This window comes from Nocardia crassostreae, from assembly GCF_001613405.1.
In the GTDB taxonomy this organism is placed as follows: Bacteria; Actinomycetota; Actinomycetes; order Mycobacteriales; family Mycobacteriaceae; genus Nocardia; species Nocardia crassostreae.
On record NZ_BDCH01000027.1, the window covers coordinates 38,631 to 55,361 of the forward strand.

Here is a 16,731-nt window from a genome sequence, read left to right on the forward strand (position 1 = left end):
GATCGACCGGTAACCGAAACCGAAGTGAAGGTGTGAAATTGATTCGTCGATATGGCCGGGACGGGGTTGGTAGTCGTCGGTTCGGAGCCCGGGCTGCCGCCTTCATCGCCGCCACGGCGGTCCTCGGGGGCCTGGTGTCCGGCGTCGGGGTGACCACGGCGTCCGCGTCCGACCCGATCATCGACAATAAGAAGCTCCTGGCCGATCCCGTCGCGCCCGACGGTTCCAAGATCACCAAGGCGGAGATGAAGGACGACCGGAACATCCGGTTGTACGTCTACTCCGCCGCCATGGACGCCACCTATCCCATCGATGTGCAGCGCCCCGCCGACGCCTCCGTGCCGCGCCCGGTGCTCTATCTCCTCAATGGCGCGGGCGGCGGCCAGGACTCCGCCTCCTGGGTGAAGAAGACCGATATCGTCGGCGGCTTCCTCGGCGACAAGAACGTCAACGTGGTCCAGCCCATCGGCGGCAAGTGGAGCTACTACACCGACTGGCAGCAGGACGATCCGGAGCTGGGCCGCAACAAGTGGACCACCTTCTTCACCGAAGAGCTCCCCCCGCTCATCGACGCCGCCCTCGGCACCAACGGCGTCAATGCCATCGCGGGCATCTCCACCTCCGGCACCATGGTCTTGCAGCTCCCCGAAGTGAAGCCCGGCCTCTTCAAGGCCGCCGCCGCCTACTCCGGCTGCGCCCAGTTCGCCGATCCGGTCGGCCGCGAATTCATGCGCCTCACCGTCGAAACCTGGGGCGGCGGCAAGCTCGAAAACATGTACGGCCCCGAGGATTCCCCCGCCTGGACCGAAAACGACCCGGTCGTGAATGCCGAGAAGCTGCGCGGCGTGGAGCTGTACATCTCCAGCGGCAGCGGCCTGCCCGGCCAGTACGACGTCCTCAATGGCGAGCACGCCCTCCCCGGTGCCTACGGCCTGGCCAACCAGCTCATCATCGGCGGCGTCATCGAGGCGGGCACCCAGTACTGCACCGCCAACCTGAAGACCAAGCTCGACTCCCTCGGCATCCCCGCCACCTACAACTTCCGCGCCACCGGCACCCACTCCTGGGGTTACTGGAACGACGAGTTCCTGAACTCCTGGCCGGTCCTGGCCCGCGGCCTGGGTATCTGACCCCAGCCCCCGCAAGCGAATAGGACGACCGCCCCGGCCACTGCCGGGGCGGTCGCGTTTGTGGGGAATTCCCCGCTCGCTCAGGAGAAGTCGGCGAGGTGGTCGCCGACCCATTCGGCATAGGTGCGGGGCGCGTGGCCGGTGAGTTCTGCGACGACGGTGTTGATCTCGGCGGGTTTGCCGACGGTCGCGGCCATCAGGTCGAACAGCGCATTGATGAACGCCGGGTCCATGAACTGCGCCATCTGCGCACGCACGGGAACATCGTCGAGCTCGTCGAAGACGAGCGGGCGGCCCAGGGCCGCGCCCAGGATCTCGACCTGCTCGATCTGGGTCAGCGACTGCGGACCGGTGAGATCGTAGACGCGTCCGGCGCGCCCCCCCGGGGAGCACCGCCGCGGCCACGTCGGCCACATCGTTCTCGTGGATCACCGAGGCGGCGGCCCGGCCGTAGGCCGCGCGAATGACATCGCCCCCGGCGAGCTGCATGGCGAAGGTCAGCGAGTTGATGGCCGGGAACAGCAGGCGCAGGAACGTCCATTCGATTCCGGACGCTTCGACCGCCGCTTCCACATCCCGGTGGTACTGCGCGATCACATCGGGCTGAACCTGCGCGCCGTCCACCACCGCACCCGAGGACAGGAACACGATGCGCCGCACTCCGGCGCGACGGGCGGCGGCCAGCAGCGGCGCGACATCCATGCCGTAGGGCAGCACCAGGAAGATCGCTTCGACACCCGAAACGGCTTCGGCCAGAGCGTCTTCGGAGGTGAGGTCACCCGCGGTCACCTGCACGCCCGCGGGCAGCCCGGCCGATTCGGGGCGACGGGTCAGCGCACGCACCGGCAGGCCCGCGGCCAGCAGGGCGTCCACGGTCTGGCGGCCGAAGTGAGCGGTGGCGCCAACGACGAGGTACATAAGTTCTTCCCTTCGAATCAGCGACCCGAGTCGGTCGCACATCGCAACAGTATCGGAACGGAATTATCTATTCTAAATCATTCTCGAGCGATCGCCACGTGCGAGGACGCAGCCCCCGGGTAGCCGCTCCTTTTCGGGATTGCGGTCGGATTTTTAGGGGTGGGCATAACAAAAAGGTTGGTTGGCCTTAAACTGCCGGTGTGAGTACTGATCTGGCTGAACGGTGAAGCGTGGTGCGGCGGGCGCGATCGGCCATGGTCTTGTTGGGGCCCGCCTTTGTCGCGGCGATCGCGTATGTGGATCCCGGCAATGTGGCTTCGAATATCAGTGCGGGGGCGCAGTTCGGATACCTGCTGGTGTGGGTCATCGTGATGGCCAATGTGATGGCGGGGCTGGTGCAGTTCCTGTCGGCCAAGCTGGGTCTGGTGACCGGCATGTCGCTGCCGGAGGCGGTGCGGGACAAGGCGAGTCGGCGGGTGCGGTTGGCCTATTGGGGGCAGGCCGAGACCGTGGCCATGGCAACGGATCTCGCGGAGGTGGTGGGTGGGGCGATCGCCCTGCAGCTGCTGTTCGGATTGCCGCTCGTCGTCGGCGGCATCATTACCGGCGTCGTTTCGCTGGGGCTGCTCGCCGTCCAGAATCGGCGGGGGCAGCAGCCGTTCGAACGGTTGATCACCGGGATGCTGGCCATTATCGCCATTGGATTCCTTGCCTCCGTGTTCATTTCACCGCCGTCGGCGTCGGAGACCATCGGGGGACTGGTGCCGCGGTTCGACGGGACCGAGAGTGTGCTGTTGGCGGCGGCCATGATCGGGGCGACCGTTATGCCGCATGCGGTGTATCTGCACTCCGGGTTGGCGCGGGATCGGCACGGGAATCCGGAGGCCGGGCCCATTCGCGCACGGCTGCTTCGGATCACGCGCATGGATGTCGGCCTGGCCATGCTGCTCGCGGGCACGGTCAACCTCGCCATGTTGCTCATGGCGGCCAGTACGCTGCGCGGGCGGGAGGACGTCGATTCCATCGAATCCGCCCATGCCGCAGTGCGAGACACGCTCGGTCCGGCCGCCGGGCTGCTGCTCGCGATCGGGCTGCTGGCCTCCGGGCTGGCGTCTACCTCGGTGGGCGCTTACGCCGGGGCGATGATCATGCAGGGTCTGTTGCGCCGCCACATTCCGCTGCTGCTGCGGCGGCTGGTCACTCTGATTCCCGCCCTCGCGATTCTCGCGCTCGGCATCGATCCGACTCGGGCGCTGATCATTTCGCAGGTGGTGTTGTCGTTCGGCATCCCGTTCGCGCTCATTCCGCTGGTGCGGTTCACCAGTGATCGCGGACTGATGGGCGCGGATGTGAACCATCGCGTCACCACCGCGCTGGCCTGGCTGGTCGCGGCGATCATCACCGCGCTCAATATCGCGCTGATCTATTTGACCATCACGGGAAGCTGAGGGCGGTCCGGCCGCGTAGGGGGCGGCCGGACCGCTACTCGGTGAAGACCGCCTTGCACTTGCCGAGCATGGCGGCCACGCCCTCGGCGAAGTCGGCCGAGTCCAGCAGTTCGACCTGGCCGGTCTTCTCCTCGGCGAGGGCGGCATCGAGCGCGGCCAGGGCCGCGCCGTTCAGCGCCCGCTTGGTGAGCTCGAGGGCGCGGCGCGGGCCGTGCGCGAGCTTGTCCGCGGCGGCCTCGACCTTGGCGTCGAGCTCGGCAGCGGAGTAGACGCCGGTGATGAGACCGTGTGTCGCGGCCTCGGCGACCGGCAGCCGCTGGCCGAGCAGCGCCATTTCGGCGGCCAGCGGGCGTCCGGCCGCGGCGGCGACCAGGGCGGCCGCGCCACCGTCGGGCATGAGCCCGATATTGATGAAGGCCAGCAGCAGATAGGAGTCCCGCGCGGCATAGGTGAGATCCGCGGCCAGGACGACGGCCACGCCGATCCCGGCGGCCGCGCCCTTGATACGGGCGATGACCGGGAGCGGCGACTCCACAATGGCCTTGGTCATGGCATTGGCGGCATCCAGGATCATGGCATTGGTAATGCCGCGCTCCGCGTACTCCGCCTCCGCCGACAGGTCCGCGCCGGTGCAGAAATCGCCGCCCTCGCCCGTCACCACGATGACCCGGACGGCCGGGTCGTCCGCGGCGGCCCGCACCGTATCGCCGAGCCCGAGCATCGTGTCGTAGCTGATGGCGTTCTTCCGCTTCGGATTGGTGATGGTGATGCGCAGCACCCGCCCGTCCAGCACCGCGGTGAACCCCGGGGTCGTAGCCGTTCCGGTCATGACTGCTCCTGCCCCCGCGTGCCGTGAATTAGCCGCGCGATGTGTTCAGCTGTGCGAATTGTGGTTAACTTAGGATCACTCGTCCGGTACTGTCAACAGCCGGTGCCGTTGGAGAAGGAGAAGTGCATGGTCGCCGATCGCAGCGAGGCAGGACTCGCTTCCGTGCGACCCGACGCCGATTCCGCCCCGCGGCGGCGGCCCAAGAATCGCAAGGCGCAAATCGTGGGCGTTGCCGCCCGTGCCTTCGCTGAGCGGGGCTATCACCCCGTCGGCGTGGACGAGATCGCCGCCGAGGTCGGCATTTCCGGGCCCGCGCTCTACCGGCACTTCACCAATAAGTACGCCCTGCTCGTTGCCGCCGCCGAAATGGGCGCCCAGCAGTTGCTGGATGCCGCCAAGGCCGCCGACGATCCGCGGCTCGAACCGGAACCGCGACTCACCGCGCTGATTCGCGGCATTGCCGAGCACACCATCGAGCGCCGCCGCGAGGGCGGACTGTATCGGTGGGAGCGACGGTATCTCGAGCGCGCGGATCGCGCTCGGATCCGCGTCATATATATATAGATCTGCACGAGGCCTTCGAGGCGGCCGTCGCCCAGCTGTATCCCGACGCCCCGGCCGAGGACGTCAAACTGCGGGCCGCGGCCGTGCTCAGCGAGGTCGGCAGCATTACCGGCCACCGCACCGCCCTGTCCAATGCCCGACTGGTGAGCCTGCTCAACGACATCTGCTGGGACATCCTGCGCGCCGATCTGCCGCCCGCCGCGCCGCCGGTCACCGGGGACGGCATCGTGCGCGGACTGCCGGTCATCTCCAAGCGGGAACAGCTGCTCACCGAGGCCATTCGCATCTTCGGGCGGCAGGGGTACCACGAGGCCAGCATCGAGGAGATCGGCGCGGCCGCCGGAATCAATGCCTCCAGCGTGTACCGGTACTTCAGCAGTAAGTCCGATCTGCTCGCCGCCGCCTTCCACCGCACCGGGGAACGGGTCGCCATCGCCAATGCCGAGGCGCTGTCCGAGGCGACCAGCCGCCCCGATGCCGCCGTGCGCATTGCCGATCGGTTCGCGCGCATGACCTTCGCCATGCCCGAGATCCTGCCCGTGTACTTCGCGGAGTTCTCCAATCTGCCCGCCTCCGAACAGCATCGGCTGCGCTCGATCCAGCGGCAGAACGTGCTCGAATGGGCCAACCTGCTCGAAGGCGATCAGGTCGAGGCCCGGTTCCGGGTGCACGCCGCCATCGGGCAGGTCATCGATGTGGGGCGCCGCATTCGCTTCGACACCCGGCCGCAGAGCATGGCCCGCGTCGCCGCGCTCATGCACGCCGTGCTGCTGGGCGCCAATCGCGAAGAGTCCCAGCCCGAATGATCCGCCTCCGGTGTGACCGGGGAGACAACCCCTACCGTGCGGTGGACGGTCGCGGGATCGGATAGATTCGGCAACCGTCCCGCATGGGGTGCAATGCAAAAGGGTCACAAGGGGGATGGTCGATGCGTTCACACACAACCGCCGTGCTCGGTGCGCTGGTCACGGGGGTACTGGTCGCGGCGGGCTGCTCGACCGTGCCGGGCCATCCGGTCGCCGCGCAGAACAAGCTGCCCTTCTACTCCGCCGTGCTGGATCTGATGACGCAATCGGTGGTGCAGTGCACCGGAACCGATGGTGCGGGCGGGAATTGGGATATGCGCGCCACGTCGGGCGGCGAGACGCTCGGGAAGGTGAACGAAGCCGGACAGCAGACCGAGGTGCTGACCCTGGGGGACAAGACCTACGTCAAACCGCCGGAGAACCTGCTCAAGTCGAATCTGCCTGCGGGGGTGGAGGCTTCGTCGGTGACGGGGCGCTGGGTCACCGGGAATCCGGACCTCGCCGCCGCGCTGCCCGCCGTAACCCTGAAACCGCACGACCTGGCCGCCGCGCTCATGAACGCATTGCGGCAGACCGCCGACTTCCCCCGTGACGGCGACCCGAATGCGCGGGTGCGCATCGGCGCCGAGGATGCCATCCGGGTCGAGACCCCCGCCGGTGTGCTGGCCGTGACGGAGAAGGCCCCCTATCGCATCCTGCAATTGGAGCCGACACCGGAGTCCGCCACCTGGACCGGCGACAGCGAGATCGGTGCGCGGCTACCGGATTCCGGCACCATCCTGTTCGTGATGCCGACCGCCGCCGACCGCGATCGCGCCTACGACGATCTGGTCGCCGCCACCCAGCAGCTGCACAACGCGCTCAATGTCGGCGTCGAATTCGACTTCGACCGCTCCGGCAATATCAACTGCACCGATGCCGCGTGCACGGTCACGGTGAATGTCACCAGCTCGGCCACCGCGACCAATGGCGCCGCCGTGACGGGCAGCGTCGCCGCCACCATGCAGGCGGCGGTCACCGTCGACGGGCAACCCGCGGCGGGTTGCAGTGCGGCCCAGACCCTTCCGCTCAATGGCAGCGGCGTGCTCAGCTGCGTCGATGCCAGCGTCGCGCCCATTGTCGCCGGGATCAAGGCGCGCAAGCAGGCCGAAGCCGATGCGCAGGGCCGGGATGTGACGATCACCTACAGCATTCCCTACAGCGCCAGTGTGCAGGTGCAGGCGCTGGCCACCGCGCAGGCCGAGATCGACAAGGCCGTCGGCGGCCTCCGCAATCAGCAGAACGCGCTCCGGAACCAGCCGTCCTACAAGCAGATTCCGTACAACAGCGATGAGCTGAGCCGCGCGGCCTATCAGGCGCGGGCCGCCGCGGCCGCCGACAATGCCAAGAATGTCGCGGTCGCGCGCGTGCCGAGCTGGAACGATCCCAAGACCGGTCCGCTGGTCATCGGAATCAGCACCGGTTCCGGCAGCAATGCCGAACAGGAGATCGCCAAGCAGCTGATCGAGCGGGGCTTCACCCCCGAGCAGATCACGGAGTTCTACAGCGAGCGGCAGCCCTGCACCACCTGCGGCCCGATGCTGGAACAGCAGCTGGGATCGACCGTGCCGGTGGGCTATTCGATCCCGTGGACCGACGACACCCGGACCGCCGACGCCGCCGCAGCGGTACTGGCGCTGCTCATCGAGCAAGGGGGCGGCGCGGCGAAGTAGCCGCGCTCAGACCCGGTGCCGGAAGCGGAACAGGGCCCGGGCCATGCGCAGCCGCCGCGGCTGATGGTCGAAGGTGCCCAGTCCGGCCGGGTCCCGGCGCTTCTCGGTAATGGTCTGGGCGCGGGCGAATTCGCGCAGCGTATCGGCATTGCGAATGCGGCCGGGACCGTTCACACCGAACACCGGCGCGGCATTGACGGTGACCAGATCGGTGCGCAGCCGGACCGCGAACTCCGGCACGCTGCGCACATCACGGGTGAAAACCGCTACCGGCGAGGGTCTTTCGCGGGCATTGACGCGGTCGACGGCCTCGTCCATGGAGGCCACCCGGTTCACCACCAGCACCGGGCCGACCGCCTCGCCGGTGGCGGCGAGGCTGACCTCCGGGACCTCGGTGAGCACGATGGGTTCGATATAGGGCTCGCGCAGCGATTCCAGGCTGCCGACCACCGAACGACCACCGCGGGTGAGCGCATCGCGGACCTGACGGCGGACGGCGTCGATATGGGACTCGATCACCATGGGGCCGTAGGAGGCCCGGCGGTCCGCGCCGGGCCGCAACCGCCGGGCCTGATCGACGACCAGTTCCAGGAACGGCTCGTAGACGGATTCGGCCACATAGACGCTCCGGATTCCGGCCGGATGCTGACCGGAGTTGGCCATGGCGCCGTATACCGCCGCCGCGGCGGCGGTATCGAGGCGGGTATCGACCTGGACGACCATGGATCCGCGGCCGCTCTCCTCGATGGTCAGCGGTGTGGCCGATTGCGCGCACAGCGTCCGCACCTCGCGCGCCCCGGCGGCGGAGCCGGTGTAGGCGATCTTGTCCAGCCGGGCCCGGCAGAGCGCCGCGGCGGTCCCGCTGTCACCGGTGACCACTCGCAGCACAGGCTGATTCGGGGCCAGACGGGTCCAGGTTTCGGCGAGCCAGGCGCCGACGCCCGGGGTGAGCTCACTGGGTTTGAAGACCACCGCATTGCCCGCGCCCATGGCGGCGGCGATCGAATTCATCGGCGTGAGAACCGGATTGTGCCAGGGCCCGAGGACGCCCACCACGCCCAGCGGCAGATGGCCCACCGTGCCCGGCCGGTCCAGGCGCAAACCGGTGGCGGCGCGGGTGGAGCGGCTCAGGGTCCGCTCGGCGTGGCGCGCGACCCAATCCAGATGCTCGACCGCGAGGGTCACCTCGATGGCGGCGTCCATGCGCGGCTTACCGGTTTCGCTGCTGACCAGCTCCACCAGTTCGCGGGTGCCGCGGGCAATGGTGCGCTTCCAGTCCAGCAGCCAGCGTTTGCGCTTGGCGAATCCGATTGCCGCCCACCATTGTCCGGCGGTTCTGGCGGCGCGCACACTGCGGGTCACCTCGCCGCCGCCCATGAGGGCGAAATCGCCGACGACCTCCCCGGTGCGCGGATCGAACGAGGTCAGCACCTTGGCCCGGCCGGTGTTGGTGCGTCCCGTGGAGCGCGGCCCGGCAGGCTCTGATGCTCGCGACTGCGCGGACTCGGCCATGGTTACCCTCTCGTGGCCAGCTGAATATCTCCCCGTGAGGCCAGACTATGGTTCGAGGCGCAGATGCGACAAGGTAGCGAAGTCCCCGCGTACCGGGCGGTCTGCGCCGCGAACAGCAGCTATGCGTGAACCCGTCGGTTTGTGACCAAGGACACGTTTTCCCGAGGCCCGCTTCTGATCAGAAACGGCCCCGAACCAGTTGCGCCGGTAACATCAGCCGCGGCGGAGCGGATCATCCCCGAAGGGATGTGGGGACCTGCCGAACGGGGTGACTCGATTGCCCGCCCAGCCGATAGTGGAGAGTTGATGCCCAGCGTGGACAAACCGGATTCGCAACCGGCCGACACCCAGCACACGGGAAGCGAACCGGCGGTATATGTCGAAGACGTTCGCAAGTCCTTCGGCGATGTGCACGCGCTGCAGGGCATCAGCTTCACCGCCGACCGCGGGCGCGTGCTCGGCATCCTCGGACCCAATGGCGCGGGCAAGACCACCACGGTCAAGATTCTGTCGACCCTGCTGCGGCCGGACTCCGGCATCGCGCGGATCGCCGGGCACGATGTGCGCAAGGATCCCGCCGCGGTGCGGCGGTCGATCATGATGACCGGGCAGTACGCGGCCCTCGACGAGAACCTCTCCGGGCGCGAGAACCTGGAACTGTTCGGGCGGCTCATGGGCCTGGGACGCAAGGACGCCCGGCAGCGGGCCGACACCCTGCTCGAGGAGTTCGATCTCACCGGTGCGGGTCGGCGGGCGGTCCGGCACTACTCCGGCGGTATGCGGCGGCGCGTCGATATCGCGTGCGGACTGGTCGTCCGGCCCGAGGTGGTCTTCCTCGACGAGCCGACCACCGGTCTGGACCCGCGCAGCCGCCAGGGCGTATGGGATCTGGTCACCGCGCTCAAGAATCAGGGCATCACCGTCCTGCTGACCACGCAGTACCTCGAAGAGGCCGATGTGCTCAGCGACAACATCATCGTCATCGACAAGGGCACCGTCATCGCCGAGGGCACCGCGGACGCCCTCAAAGAGAAGACCGGCGGCAGCTACTGCGAGATCGTGCCGCTGGATCCGACGCACCTGAGCCAGGTCGCCGACGCGCTGGGTGATCTGGTGCCCGCCGCCGTGCTCGCGGAAATCGCTGGCAACGACCGGATTTCGATTCCGGCGCCGGAGGGCGCGGCCACCCTGTCCGAGGCGCTGCGGCGGCTCGACGGCGCGGGCGTGCAACTCGCCGATATCGGGCTGCGGCGGCCCTCGCTCGACGATGTGTTCCTCTCGCTCACCGGACACTCCGGGGGTAAGGAATGAGTGCGCCCGCCGTCACGGCGGACCGGGATCTGTTCGCGGATGTCGGGCACGCCAAACCCTCCAGCTTCGCGCAGTGGCGGGCGCTGACCGGACGCATCGTCTGGGTCATGGCCACCAAGGGTGAGCTCATTGTCGCGGTCATCACGCCGCTGGTGTTCACCCTCGGGTTCTATCTGCCGCTCAAATACGTCATGCAGTTCCGCGGTATCGACTACGCGCAGTTCGTCATGCCGATCATCGTGCTGCAGACCATGTCCTTCACCATGATGTCGAATGCGCAGCTGGCGGCGTTCGAGGCCATGACCGGACTGAATACGCGCATGCAGACCATGCCCATCGGGAAACTGGTGCCGCTGCTGTCGCGGGTGAGCGCCGGGCTGGTGCGGTCGGTGGTCTCGCTCATCGCGGCCATCGGCTGGGGACACATGATCGGCTTCAGATTCGAGGCGGGCTGGGGGCAGGCGTTCCTGTTCTGCGGGTTCTCCCTCGCCGTCGGCACGGTGCTGGCGCTGGGCGCGGATGCGCTCGGCTCGCTGACCAAGAGTCCCGAATCCCTGAGTCAGGCTTTGACATTGCCGACGCTGATATTCGGCATGCTGTCGTGCGGGTTCGTGCCGGAATCCGGATTCCCGATGTGGATTCGGCCGTTCGTGCGCAATCAGCCGATTTCGCAATTCTCCTTCGCGCTGCGGGATATGGCGGCGGGCGGGGTGACCTGGCAGGTGCTGTGGGTGCCCCTGGTGTGGTTGGTCGGGCTCGCGGTCGTCTTCGCGCCGCTGGCGGTATGGGCGGGTGTGAGGCGGTCATGAGTTCTGTCATCGAGACACCGGCCCAGGATTCCTGGGCGGGGCATCAGCCGCTGCCGCAGGTGAAGCCGCGGTCGGAGAAAGCGCTGTCGATCTGGCTGGAGCAGAGCCTCATCCAGTGCAAGCGACTGCTCATCGGGTGGGCGCGCGATCCTGCGACCACCATTCAGACGCTCGCCTATCCGGCGGCCACGCTGCTCATGTTCCGTGTGGTGCTGGGCGATTCGATCACCACGGCCACCGGAATGCCCAGCATCTACGGCACCACGCCGATGGTCATGCTGGTGGCGGCCATGTCCGGCGCGGTGGTGAGCGCGCTCGGCTTCAAGACCGAGAAGGCGACGGGGCTGCTCGGGCGGTTCTGGACCATGCCCGTGCACCGCGCGGCCGGGCTCACCGGGCGGCTCATGGCCGAGGCGGTGCGCATTCTGATCACCTCGTTGTTCGTGCTCGCCGTCGGCGTCTGCCTGGGCTTCAAATTCTGGTACGGGCCGCTCGCTTCCATTGCCATGCTCGGTATTCCGATCCTGTTCGGCATCGGGTTCGCGGTCATGGCGACGGCGCTGGCGACATTCTCCGAGGGCGTGATGCTGGTGAGCATCATCAGCATCATCAATACGCTGCTGATGTTCTTCAACTCCGGATTCGTGCCGGTGTTCGCGTATCCGGTGTGGTTGCAGTCGACGGTGGAGAACCAGCCCATGAGTACCGCCATCGATGCCATGCGCGGGCTGGCCTACGACGGGCCGATCGCGACGCCGCTGTTGAAGACGGTGGCGTGGACGGTCGGGATGATCGTGATTTTCGCGTACCCGGCGATTCGCGGATACCGGAAGGCGGCCGAGACCGGGGCCTAACCCCGCACCATCTGCGAGCTATGGGCTATTTGCGGTGTCGCAGAATGGGTATGGCGCGCGTCACGATAGGGTAGGCGCATGGCTTACCTGGTTACCGGGGCAATTGGGTTCATCGGTCGGTTTCTGGTCCCCGAACTTCTGAAGCGTGACGGCGATATCCATGTCCTGGTCCGGCCGGGCGAGGATTCGGTACTGCGCTTCAACCGCTGCATGCGGGCGTGGGACGCACCCGGACGGGTGCGCCCCGTTCGCGGCGATCTCAGCGCACCCGGACTCGGGGTCGACCCGGCCTGGATCGAGCCGCAGCGGGGGTCGATCGACCACATCGTCCATTTGGCGGCGGGCTACGACTCGGTGCCGCCCGGCGGCGGGACCCGGCGGGTCACCGAACTCGCCGCCGCGCTGGAAGCGGGCCAACTGCACCACGTTTCGACGGCGCAGGTCGCCGGGAACTTCGAGGGCGCGTTCACCGAGAACATGTTCGATGTCGGGCAGCTGCTGCCGACCTCCTACCAGCGCGCCATGCTGAAGGCCGAACAGGTCGTGCGGGAATCCGGCGTGCCCTGGCGGATCTACCGGCCGTCCATCGTCATCGGGCACTCCCGCACCGGTGAGATCGACCGCATCGACGGGCCCTACTACTTCTTCCGGCTGCTGCGCATGGCCGCCCAGCTGCCGCGCATCCTGCCCGTCGTCGCGCCGAAGCTGGGCGAAACCAATATCGTCCCCGTGGATTTCGTGGCGCGGGCGCTGGATCACATCGCTCATCAGCCCGATGCCGACCAGACCACCTATCACCTGGTCGATCCGCGGCGTCAGACCGTCGCCGAGGTCTTCAACCTGTTCGCCGACGAGGCGGGGGCGCCGCATCTGGTCGAGGTCATGCCCAAGCAGACCCTCGATATGACACTGCGCGTGCCCGGTATGGGCTGGGCGCTGCGACAGGTGGGGCTGCCGATGGATGTTATCGAGCACAGCGAGTTCACCTGCCGCTTCGACTCCCGCCATACCGGTGCGGTGCTGGCGGGCAGCGATATCAAGGTGCCGCCGCTGGCCGGGTACGCGCCCGTCATCTGGAAGTACTGGATCGAGAACTGGGTGTAGTCGCTCAGGGGGCGGGGGAGTCCTCGTGATCGGGGACCTCCCGGCGGCTGCCCGGCTCCGGACGCCCGAAATCCCAATCCACCCAGCGATTCCGGTTGGTCCACCCCACCAGGTCGTACCGCCACCGGAACGGCCAGGTCGTCGCGACCGTCATGAACAGCGCCGAGCCCAGCGCGGTGTAATCGTCGTGTGCCGACAGCAGCGCCCGCTGCTGTCGCGGCGGCCGGGTGAAGAACGCGTCGAACATAGCGATCGACTGATCGGTCGTGAGCCGCCCCAGCCCGTACACCCCGCGCATGCGCATCCAGTAGACCAGCCGCGCCTGCCAGGGCCACATGGCCGCGATCGGATCCGCGCCCGCGCGGAGCGCGCCGATCGCGATATCGGCCAGCGACAGTGAATCCGCCACACAGTATCCGGTGATCGGATGCATCATCCCGCCCCGCGAACCGTACGGAATCACCTGCCCGAGACCGGCTTTCGGCGGCATATCGTCGAGCGGATAGTGCGCCGCCTCGGTAGGCTCGTCACCCTTCAGTCGAATCCCATGCGCCGCAAGCCGATTCAATGTCCGTCTGCGCAGCTCGTGCTGCGGCATCCCGCCCCGCAGCCCCAGGCTCGTCTCCTCGAAAATGACCGTCCCGTCCCCGAGCGGCACCGCGTAGAGAAACGACGGCGGCTCATCCGGCCCCGCCCCGTTCTCCGCCCGCCAATCCAGCATGAGCCCCTCGCCCGGCGTCACCATGGGCGCGGCAATATCCTCATCCACGAAAATCCCATGCGCACTGGCACTCCGCCGCTTCCCCGGCGAAGCCTGCCCCCGTGTATCGAACACCGCCGCAGCCCGGACCTCGGTCCCATCGGCCAGTTCCACCCGATGCGCCTCGACCGTGCGCGCCCGCCCCGCGATCACCGTGGCGTCATCCAATGGCAGCGCATCCCGCAGTCCTTGCTTCGACAGCACACAATAGGGCCGCGGAATCCGATGCTCCTGCTTGGTCCACACCGCGGGCCGCTCGATCCGGCTGGCGATCGCACTGTGCGGCAACCACTCCGGCAGCTCGTCCACCCAGCACGAATAGGTCGGTCCCCACGGCCGCTCGGGCCGGGGATCCACCGCCACCACCCGCAATCCGGCCACCATCGCCCGATGTGCCAGGGCTCGCCCCGTCGGTCCGAGCCCCACCACACACACGTCGGCAGCGCTGCCAACCTCCCGGCCACTCATACCCGCATTCAAACAGCCGGTTTTCCTCCCCGCCAGCCCCCACCCCGTCTCACCGGTCGTGATCCATACGCTCCTGCTATCGTGCAAACTTCGAGCAATCATCCGATTCGGGGGCCCGATGCGGAACGACAGCGATCCACTGGAACGCCGAACAACCCAACTCGCCGAGGCGCTGACCACCGCCCGTTCGCGCTCCCAATCCCGCAGCGGCCTGCTGTGGGTCGAGGCCTGCGCCGACGGCGACCTCACCATTCGCATCGACGACCACGCCCTCTCCCTCGGCGGCGACGAACTGAGCCGCCAACTCACCGCCCTCGCGGCACGGGCTCTCGCCGACGCCCGAGAACAGGCCCGCACCGCCCTGACCGAATTCCGCGCCGACCCGCACTTCGACGCCACGGTCGGCGCGATCCGCGACGCCATGAACAACCCCCTACCCCAGCAATCGGCTGGCTGAACCCATGGGCAGCCGACTAGCCGAATCCCTGAGCATCGACCAGGCCGACGCTCTAGCCCTCGCCACGTCCATGCGCACCCACGGCACCGACCTCGCGACCGCCGCCCCCGACGGCAACCCCATCGGCCACGCCACCCCCGCCGTCCAATCCGGCTTCGCGGGCTTCCGTCTCGGCAGCGTCTGCGCCTCCCGCTTCCGCGACACCGCCGACGCCTTCAAGTCCGTAGGCCAAGCCCTGGAGAAAATCGGCAACAACACCGTCCTCTGCGTGGACGCCTTCCACCACACCGACCACGCCGTCCGCCTCGACATCGTCTCGGCAACAACCCATCTCCCCAAGCCATGACCGCCCCCGCGACGAAGTCCCAGGCGTACAACATCCAGCCGGACTCCCTCACCCCCCAAATCAAGGAGTGGACAACCCTCCGCGACTCCCTCCAACTCGCCCTGGACCAAGCCGCCCGCGACTACGAAGCCTCCACCACCTACTGGATCGGCGCAGCAGGCGACCGCGCCCGCACCGCCACCACCGAAACCGTCACAACCTCCCGCAAGGCGGTCGACGCCCTCACCACCGCCGTCACCGCGGCCACCACCGGCCAATCCAAAATCGCCACCGCCAAACAGGTCACCACCGCCGCCATAGACCTGACCGAACAACAAAAGTTCAAGGTCGCCGAAGACGGCACCGTCACCGCCCCCGACGCCCGCCTCTCCCTCCCCGCCGACGCCACCCCCGCCGAAATCACCACGGCCCAAGCCGCTCTCGACGACCGAGCCAAGAACTTCCACGAAACCCCGATCAAACGAGCCCTCGCCGGTCTCGGACAAATAATCGAAAACACCACCGCCTCCATAGACGCCGCCTTCCAACCCCTCGGCGACGTGAAGACCCTCCCGGCAGGCCTCCCCGTCAAACTCGGCGAACGCAGCCGCCAAGTCCAAGACATCCTCGACGGCAAATCACAGCTCCCCACCGACCCGAAGGAATTCCACGACTACTGGACAACCCTCTCCGACGAAGACAAGAACGCCCTCTGGCTCCACGACCAATACCTGGGTACCAGCAAGGAGGCCGACTCCTGGCTGGCGACGCGACCCGGCTTCGGCGAATGGAAAGCCCGCCTGGACGCCGCGGAATTCCGCGTCGGCACACACGACGATCTGAGCAAAATCAAGGAAGTCATCAGCGATCCGAAGCATACCGGCCGATTGCTACTGCACTTGGACAGCGTGACAGGGGATCGAGTGCACACGGTTGTCGCGGACGGCAACCCCGACAAGGCCAGCCACATCACCACTTATGTCCCCGGCACCGGATCCGAACCATCGAAAATGGGGGCGGATATGGGGCGCTTGGACGCCATGAGCCGTCAGGCGCGCTGGGCGGGAGCGGAGAATCCGGTATCCATCGCATGGTTCGGGTATGACGCGCCGCAGACCGTCCTGTACGACGCGACACAGCGTGATTTCGCCGATGCCGCGGCTCCCGCGCTGGACAGATTTCAGGAAGGTCTACGCGTCACCCACGAGGGAGATCCTTCTCGGAACACCGTTCTCGGCCACAGCTACGGCACCACCGTCGTCGGCGATGCCGCCTCGCACGGGAGAACGCTGAATGCGGACGCGGTCGTCCTGGTCGCCAGTCCTGGAACCACCGTCGACCATGCCGCGGACTTCAGCCTGACCGGCGTTCCGGATGGTCAGGAGTATCAGCACGTTTTCGCGACGAAGGCGGCGAACGACCCGGTTCCGTTGTATCCGCATATCGCCGGGCTCGGCTACAGCGATGATTACGGTCCCGATCCGACCGAGGCGGACTTCGGGGCTCAGGTCTTCACATCCGACCCCGGCACCGCCAGTCCGGTGTTGCCGGTGGCCGCGGAGGTCGTGTCGCAGGTGATCCCGTTGCCCGCCAGATTGCTGGTCGGCGAGGCGACGCCCTACAGCTTCGACGCCCATAGCGAGTACTGGGAGATGGACTCCAGATCGCTGAAGAACATGGGCTACATCATCACTGGAACTCTGGCAGAGGTGGACTACGAATGA

General features: G+C 67.5%; 14 protein-coding genes and 2 pseudogenes. 11 read left to right on the top strand and 5 right to left on the bottom strand.

Features of this window, described 5'->3' with window-relative positions; translation table 11 throughout:
- Positions 1 to 134: 134 nt before the first annotated feature.
- Positions 135 to 1,130, top strand: coding sequence for an alpha/beta hydrolase (locus NC4_RS26620; RefSeq protein WP_067543682.1), 996 nt, complete (start codon positions 135 to 137; stop codon positions 1,128 to 1,130).
- 80 nt (positions 1,131 to 1,210) lie between these two features.
- Here the strand turns inward: NC4_RS26620 and NC4_RS41815 are convergent, their stop codons facing one another.
- Positions 1,211 to 1,546, bottom strand: a complete 336-nt coding sequence (locus NC4_RS41815; RefSeq protein ID WP_218021306.1) for a Rossmann-fold NAD(P)-binding domain-containing protein — start codon at positions 1,544 to 1,546, stop codon at positions 1,211 to 1,213.
- A gap of 31 nt (positions 1,547 to 1,577) precedes the next feature.
- A pseudogene (locus NC4_RS44840) lies at positions 1,578 to 2,090 on the bottom strand (SDR family oxidoreductase); the annotation flags it as partial.
- 212 nt (positions 2,091 to 2,302) lie between these two features.
- Here NC4_RS44840 and NC4_RS26630 point away from each other — a divergent pair.
- Positions 2,303 to 3,496, top strand: coding sequence for an Nramp family divalent metal transporter (locus NC4_RS26630; RefSeq protein WP_067543684.1), 1,194 nt, complete (start codon positions 2,303 to 2,305; stop codon positions 3,494 to 3,496).
- Positions 3,497 to 3,530: 34 nt separating this feature from the next.
- Here NC4_RS26630 and NC4_RS26635 read toward each other — a convergent pair whose 3' ends face one another.
- A complete protein-coding gene (locus tag NC4_RS26635) occupies positions 3,531 to 4,325 on the bottom strand; it encodes an enoyl-CoA hydratase-related protein (RefSeq protein ID WP_067543685.1) in 795 nt (264 codons plus the stop codon).
- A gap of 126 nt (positions 4,326 to 4,451) precedes the next feature.
- On the opposite strand from NC4_RS26635, the pseudogene NC4_RS26640 reads away from it, so the two are divergent.
- Both NC4_RS26640 and NC4_RS26645 read left to right on the top strand, forming a co-directional pair.
- Positions 4,452 to 5,695, top strand: a pseudogene (locus NC4_RS26640) (TetR/AcrR family transcriptional regulator).
- A 122-nt stretch (positions 5,696 to 5,817) separates the two neighbouring features.
- Positions 5,818 to 7,407: a nucleic acid/nucleotide deaminase domain-containing protein gene (locus NC4_RS26645; RefSeq protein ID WP_169814876.1), complete on the top strand. Its 1,590-nt coding sequence runs from the start codon at positions 5,818 to 5,820 to the stop codon at positions 7,405 to 7,407.
- A gap of 6 nt (positions 7,408 to 7,413) precedes the next feature.
- On the opposite strand, the gene NC4_RS26650 is transcribed toward NC4_RS26645, so the two are convergent.
- The gene (locus NC4_RS26650; RefSeq protein WP_067543688.1) at positions 7,414 to 8,919 is read right to left on the bottom strand and encodes an aldehyde dehydrogenase family protein; all 1,506 of its coding nucleotides are present in this window, start codon (positions 8,917 to 8,919) and stop codon (positions 7,414 to 7,416) included.
- Between the two features lie 306 nt (positions 8,920 to 9,225).
- Between NC4_RS26650 and NC4_RS26655 the strand changes: the two genes are divergently transcribed.
- The 4 genes from NC4_RS26655 (at position 9,226) to NC4_RS26670 (ending at position 12,997) form a co-directional block, all read left to right on the top strand.
- Complete coding sequence (locus NC4_RS26655) at positions 9,226 to 10,230, top strand: daunorubicin/doxorubicin resistance ABC transporter ATP-binding protein DrrA (protein ID WP_067543690.1); 1,005 nt, start codon at positions 9,226 to 9,228, stop codon at positions 10,228 to 10,230.
- Positions 10,227 to 11,039: an ABC transporter permease gene (locus tag NC4_RS26660; RefSeq protein WP_067543692.1), complete on the top strand. Its 813-nt coding sequence runs from the start codon at positions 10,227 to 10,229 to the stop codon at positions 11,037 to 11,039. Before NC4_RS26655 ends, NC4_RS26660 begins: the two co-directional genes overlap by 4 nt.
- Positions 11,036 to 11,893 (top strand): ABC transporter permease, encoded by an 858-nt coding sequence (locus NC4_RS26665; protein WP_067543759.1) that lies wholly within the window; start codon positions 11,036 to 11,038, stop codon positions 11,891 to 11,893. Before NC4_RS26660 ends, NC4_RS26665 begins: the two co-directional genes overlap by 4 nt.
- Before the next feature lie 78 nt (positions 11,894 to 11,971).
- A complete protein-coding gene (locus tag NC4_RS26670) occupies positions 11,972 to 12,997 on the top strand; it encodes an SDR family oxidoreductase (RefSeq protein ID WP_067543694.1) in 1,026 nt (341 codons plus the stop codon).
- A 4-nt stretch (positions 12,998 to 13,001) separates the two neighbouring features.
- On the opposite strand, the gene NC4_RS26675 is transcribed toward NC4_RS26670, so the two are convergent.
- Positions 13,002 to 14,225 (bottom strand): lycopene cyclase family protein, encoded by a 1,224-nt coding sequence (locus tag NC4_RS26675; protein ID WP_067543696.1) that lies wholly within the window; start codon positions 14,223 to 14,225, stop codon positions 13,002 to 13,004.
- A 118-nt stretch (positions 14,226 to 14,343) separates the two neighbouring features.
- Between NC4_RS26675 and NC4_RS26680 the strand changes: the two genes are divergently transcribed.
- From NC4_RS26680 to NC4_RS26690, 3 genes are read left to right on the top strand one after another with little or no spacing between them, the layout of a single operon-like run.
- A complete protein-coding gene (locus tag NC4_RS26680; protein WP_067543698.1) occupies positions 14,344 to 14,682 on the top strand; it encodes a hypothetical protein in 339 nt (112 codons plus the stop codon).
- Between the two features lie 4 nt (positions 14,683 to 14,686).
- On the top strand, positions 14,687 to 15,028 hold the full coding sequence (locus tag NC4_RS26685) for a hypothetical protein (protein ID WP_067543700.1): 342 nt from the start codon (positions 14,687 to 14,689) through the stop codon (positions 15,026 to 15,028).
- A complete protein-coding gene (locus NC4_RS26690; RefSeq protein WP_067543702.1) occupies positions 15,025 to 16,731 on the top strand; it encodes an alpha/beta hydrolase in 1,707 nt (568 codons plus the stop codon). The genes NC4_RS26685 and NC4_RS26690 overlap by 4 nt, the downstream gene beginning before the upstream one ends.

Excerpts from the sequence above, each read along its gene's own strand:
- NC4_RS41815 (WP_218021306.1), bottom strand. The coding sequence starts at position 1,546 with ATGTGGCCGACGTGGCCGCGGCGGTGCTCCCCGGGGGGGCGCGCCGGA.
- NC4_RS26630 (WP_067543684.1), top strand. The coding sequence starts at position 2,303 with ATGGTCTTGTTGGGGCCCGCCTTTGTCGCGGCGATCGCGTATGTGGAT.
- NC4_RS26635 (WP_067543685.1), bottom strand. The coding sequence starts at position 4,325 with ATGACCGGAACGGCTACGACCCCGGGGTTCACCGCGGTGCTGGACGGG.
- NC4_RS26645 (WP_169814876.1), top strand. The coding sequence starts at position 5,818 with ATGCGTTCACACACAACCGCCGTGCTCGGTGCGCTGGTCACGGGGGTA.
- NC4_RS26650 (WP_067543688.1), bottom strand. The coding sequence starts at position 8,919 with ATGGCCGAGTCCGCGCAGTCGCGAGCATCAGAGCCTGCCGGGCCGCGC.
- NC4_RS26655 (WP_067543690.1), top strand. The coding sequence starts at position 9,226 with ATGCCCAGCGTGGACAAACCGGATTCGCAACCGGCCGACACCCAGCAC.
- NC4_RS26660 (WP_067543692.1), top strand. The coding sequence starts at position 10,227 with ATGAGTGCGCCCGCCGTCACGGCGGACCGGGATCTGTTCGCGGATGTC.
- NC4_RS26665 (WP_067543759.1), top strand. The coding sequence starts at position 11,036 with ATGAGTTCTGTCATCGAGACACCGGCCCAGGATTCCTGGGCGGGGCAT.
- NC4_RS26670 (WP_067543694.1), top strand. The coding sequence starts at position 11,972 with ATGGCTTACCTGGTTACCGGGGCAATTGGGTTCATCGGTCGGTTTCTG.
- NC4_RS26675 (WP_067543696.1), bottom strand. The coding sequence starts at position 14,225 with ATGAGTGGCCGGGAGGTTGGCAGCGCTGCCGACGTGTGTGTGGTGGGG.
- NC4_RS26680 (WP_067543698.1), top strand. The coding sequence starts at position 14,344 with ATGCGGAACGACAGCGATCCACTGGAACGCCGAACAACCCAACTCGCC.
- NC4_RS26685 (WP_067543700.1), top strand. The coding sequence starts at position 14,687 with ATGGGCAGCCGACTAGCCGAATCCCTGAGCATCGACCAGGCCGACGCT.
- NC4_RS26690 (WP_067543702.1), top strand. The coding sequence starts at position 15,025 with ATGACCGCCCCCGCGACGAAGTCCCAGGCGTACAACATCCAGCCGGAC.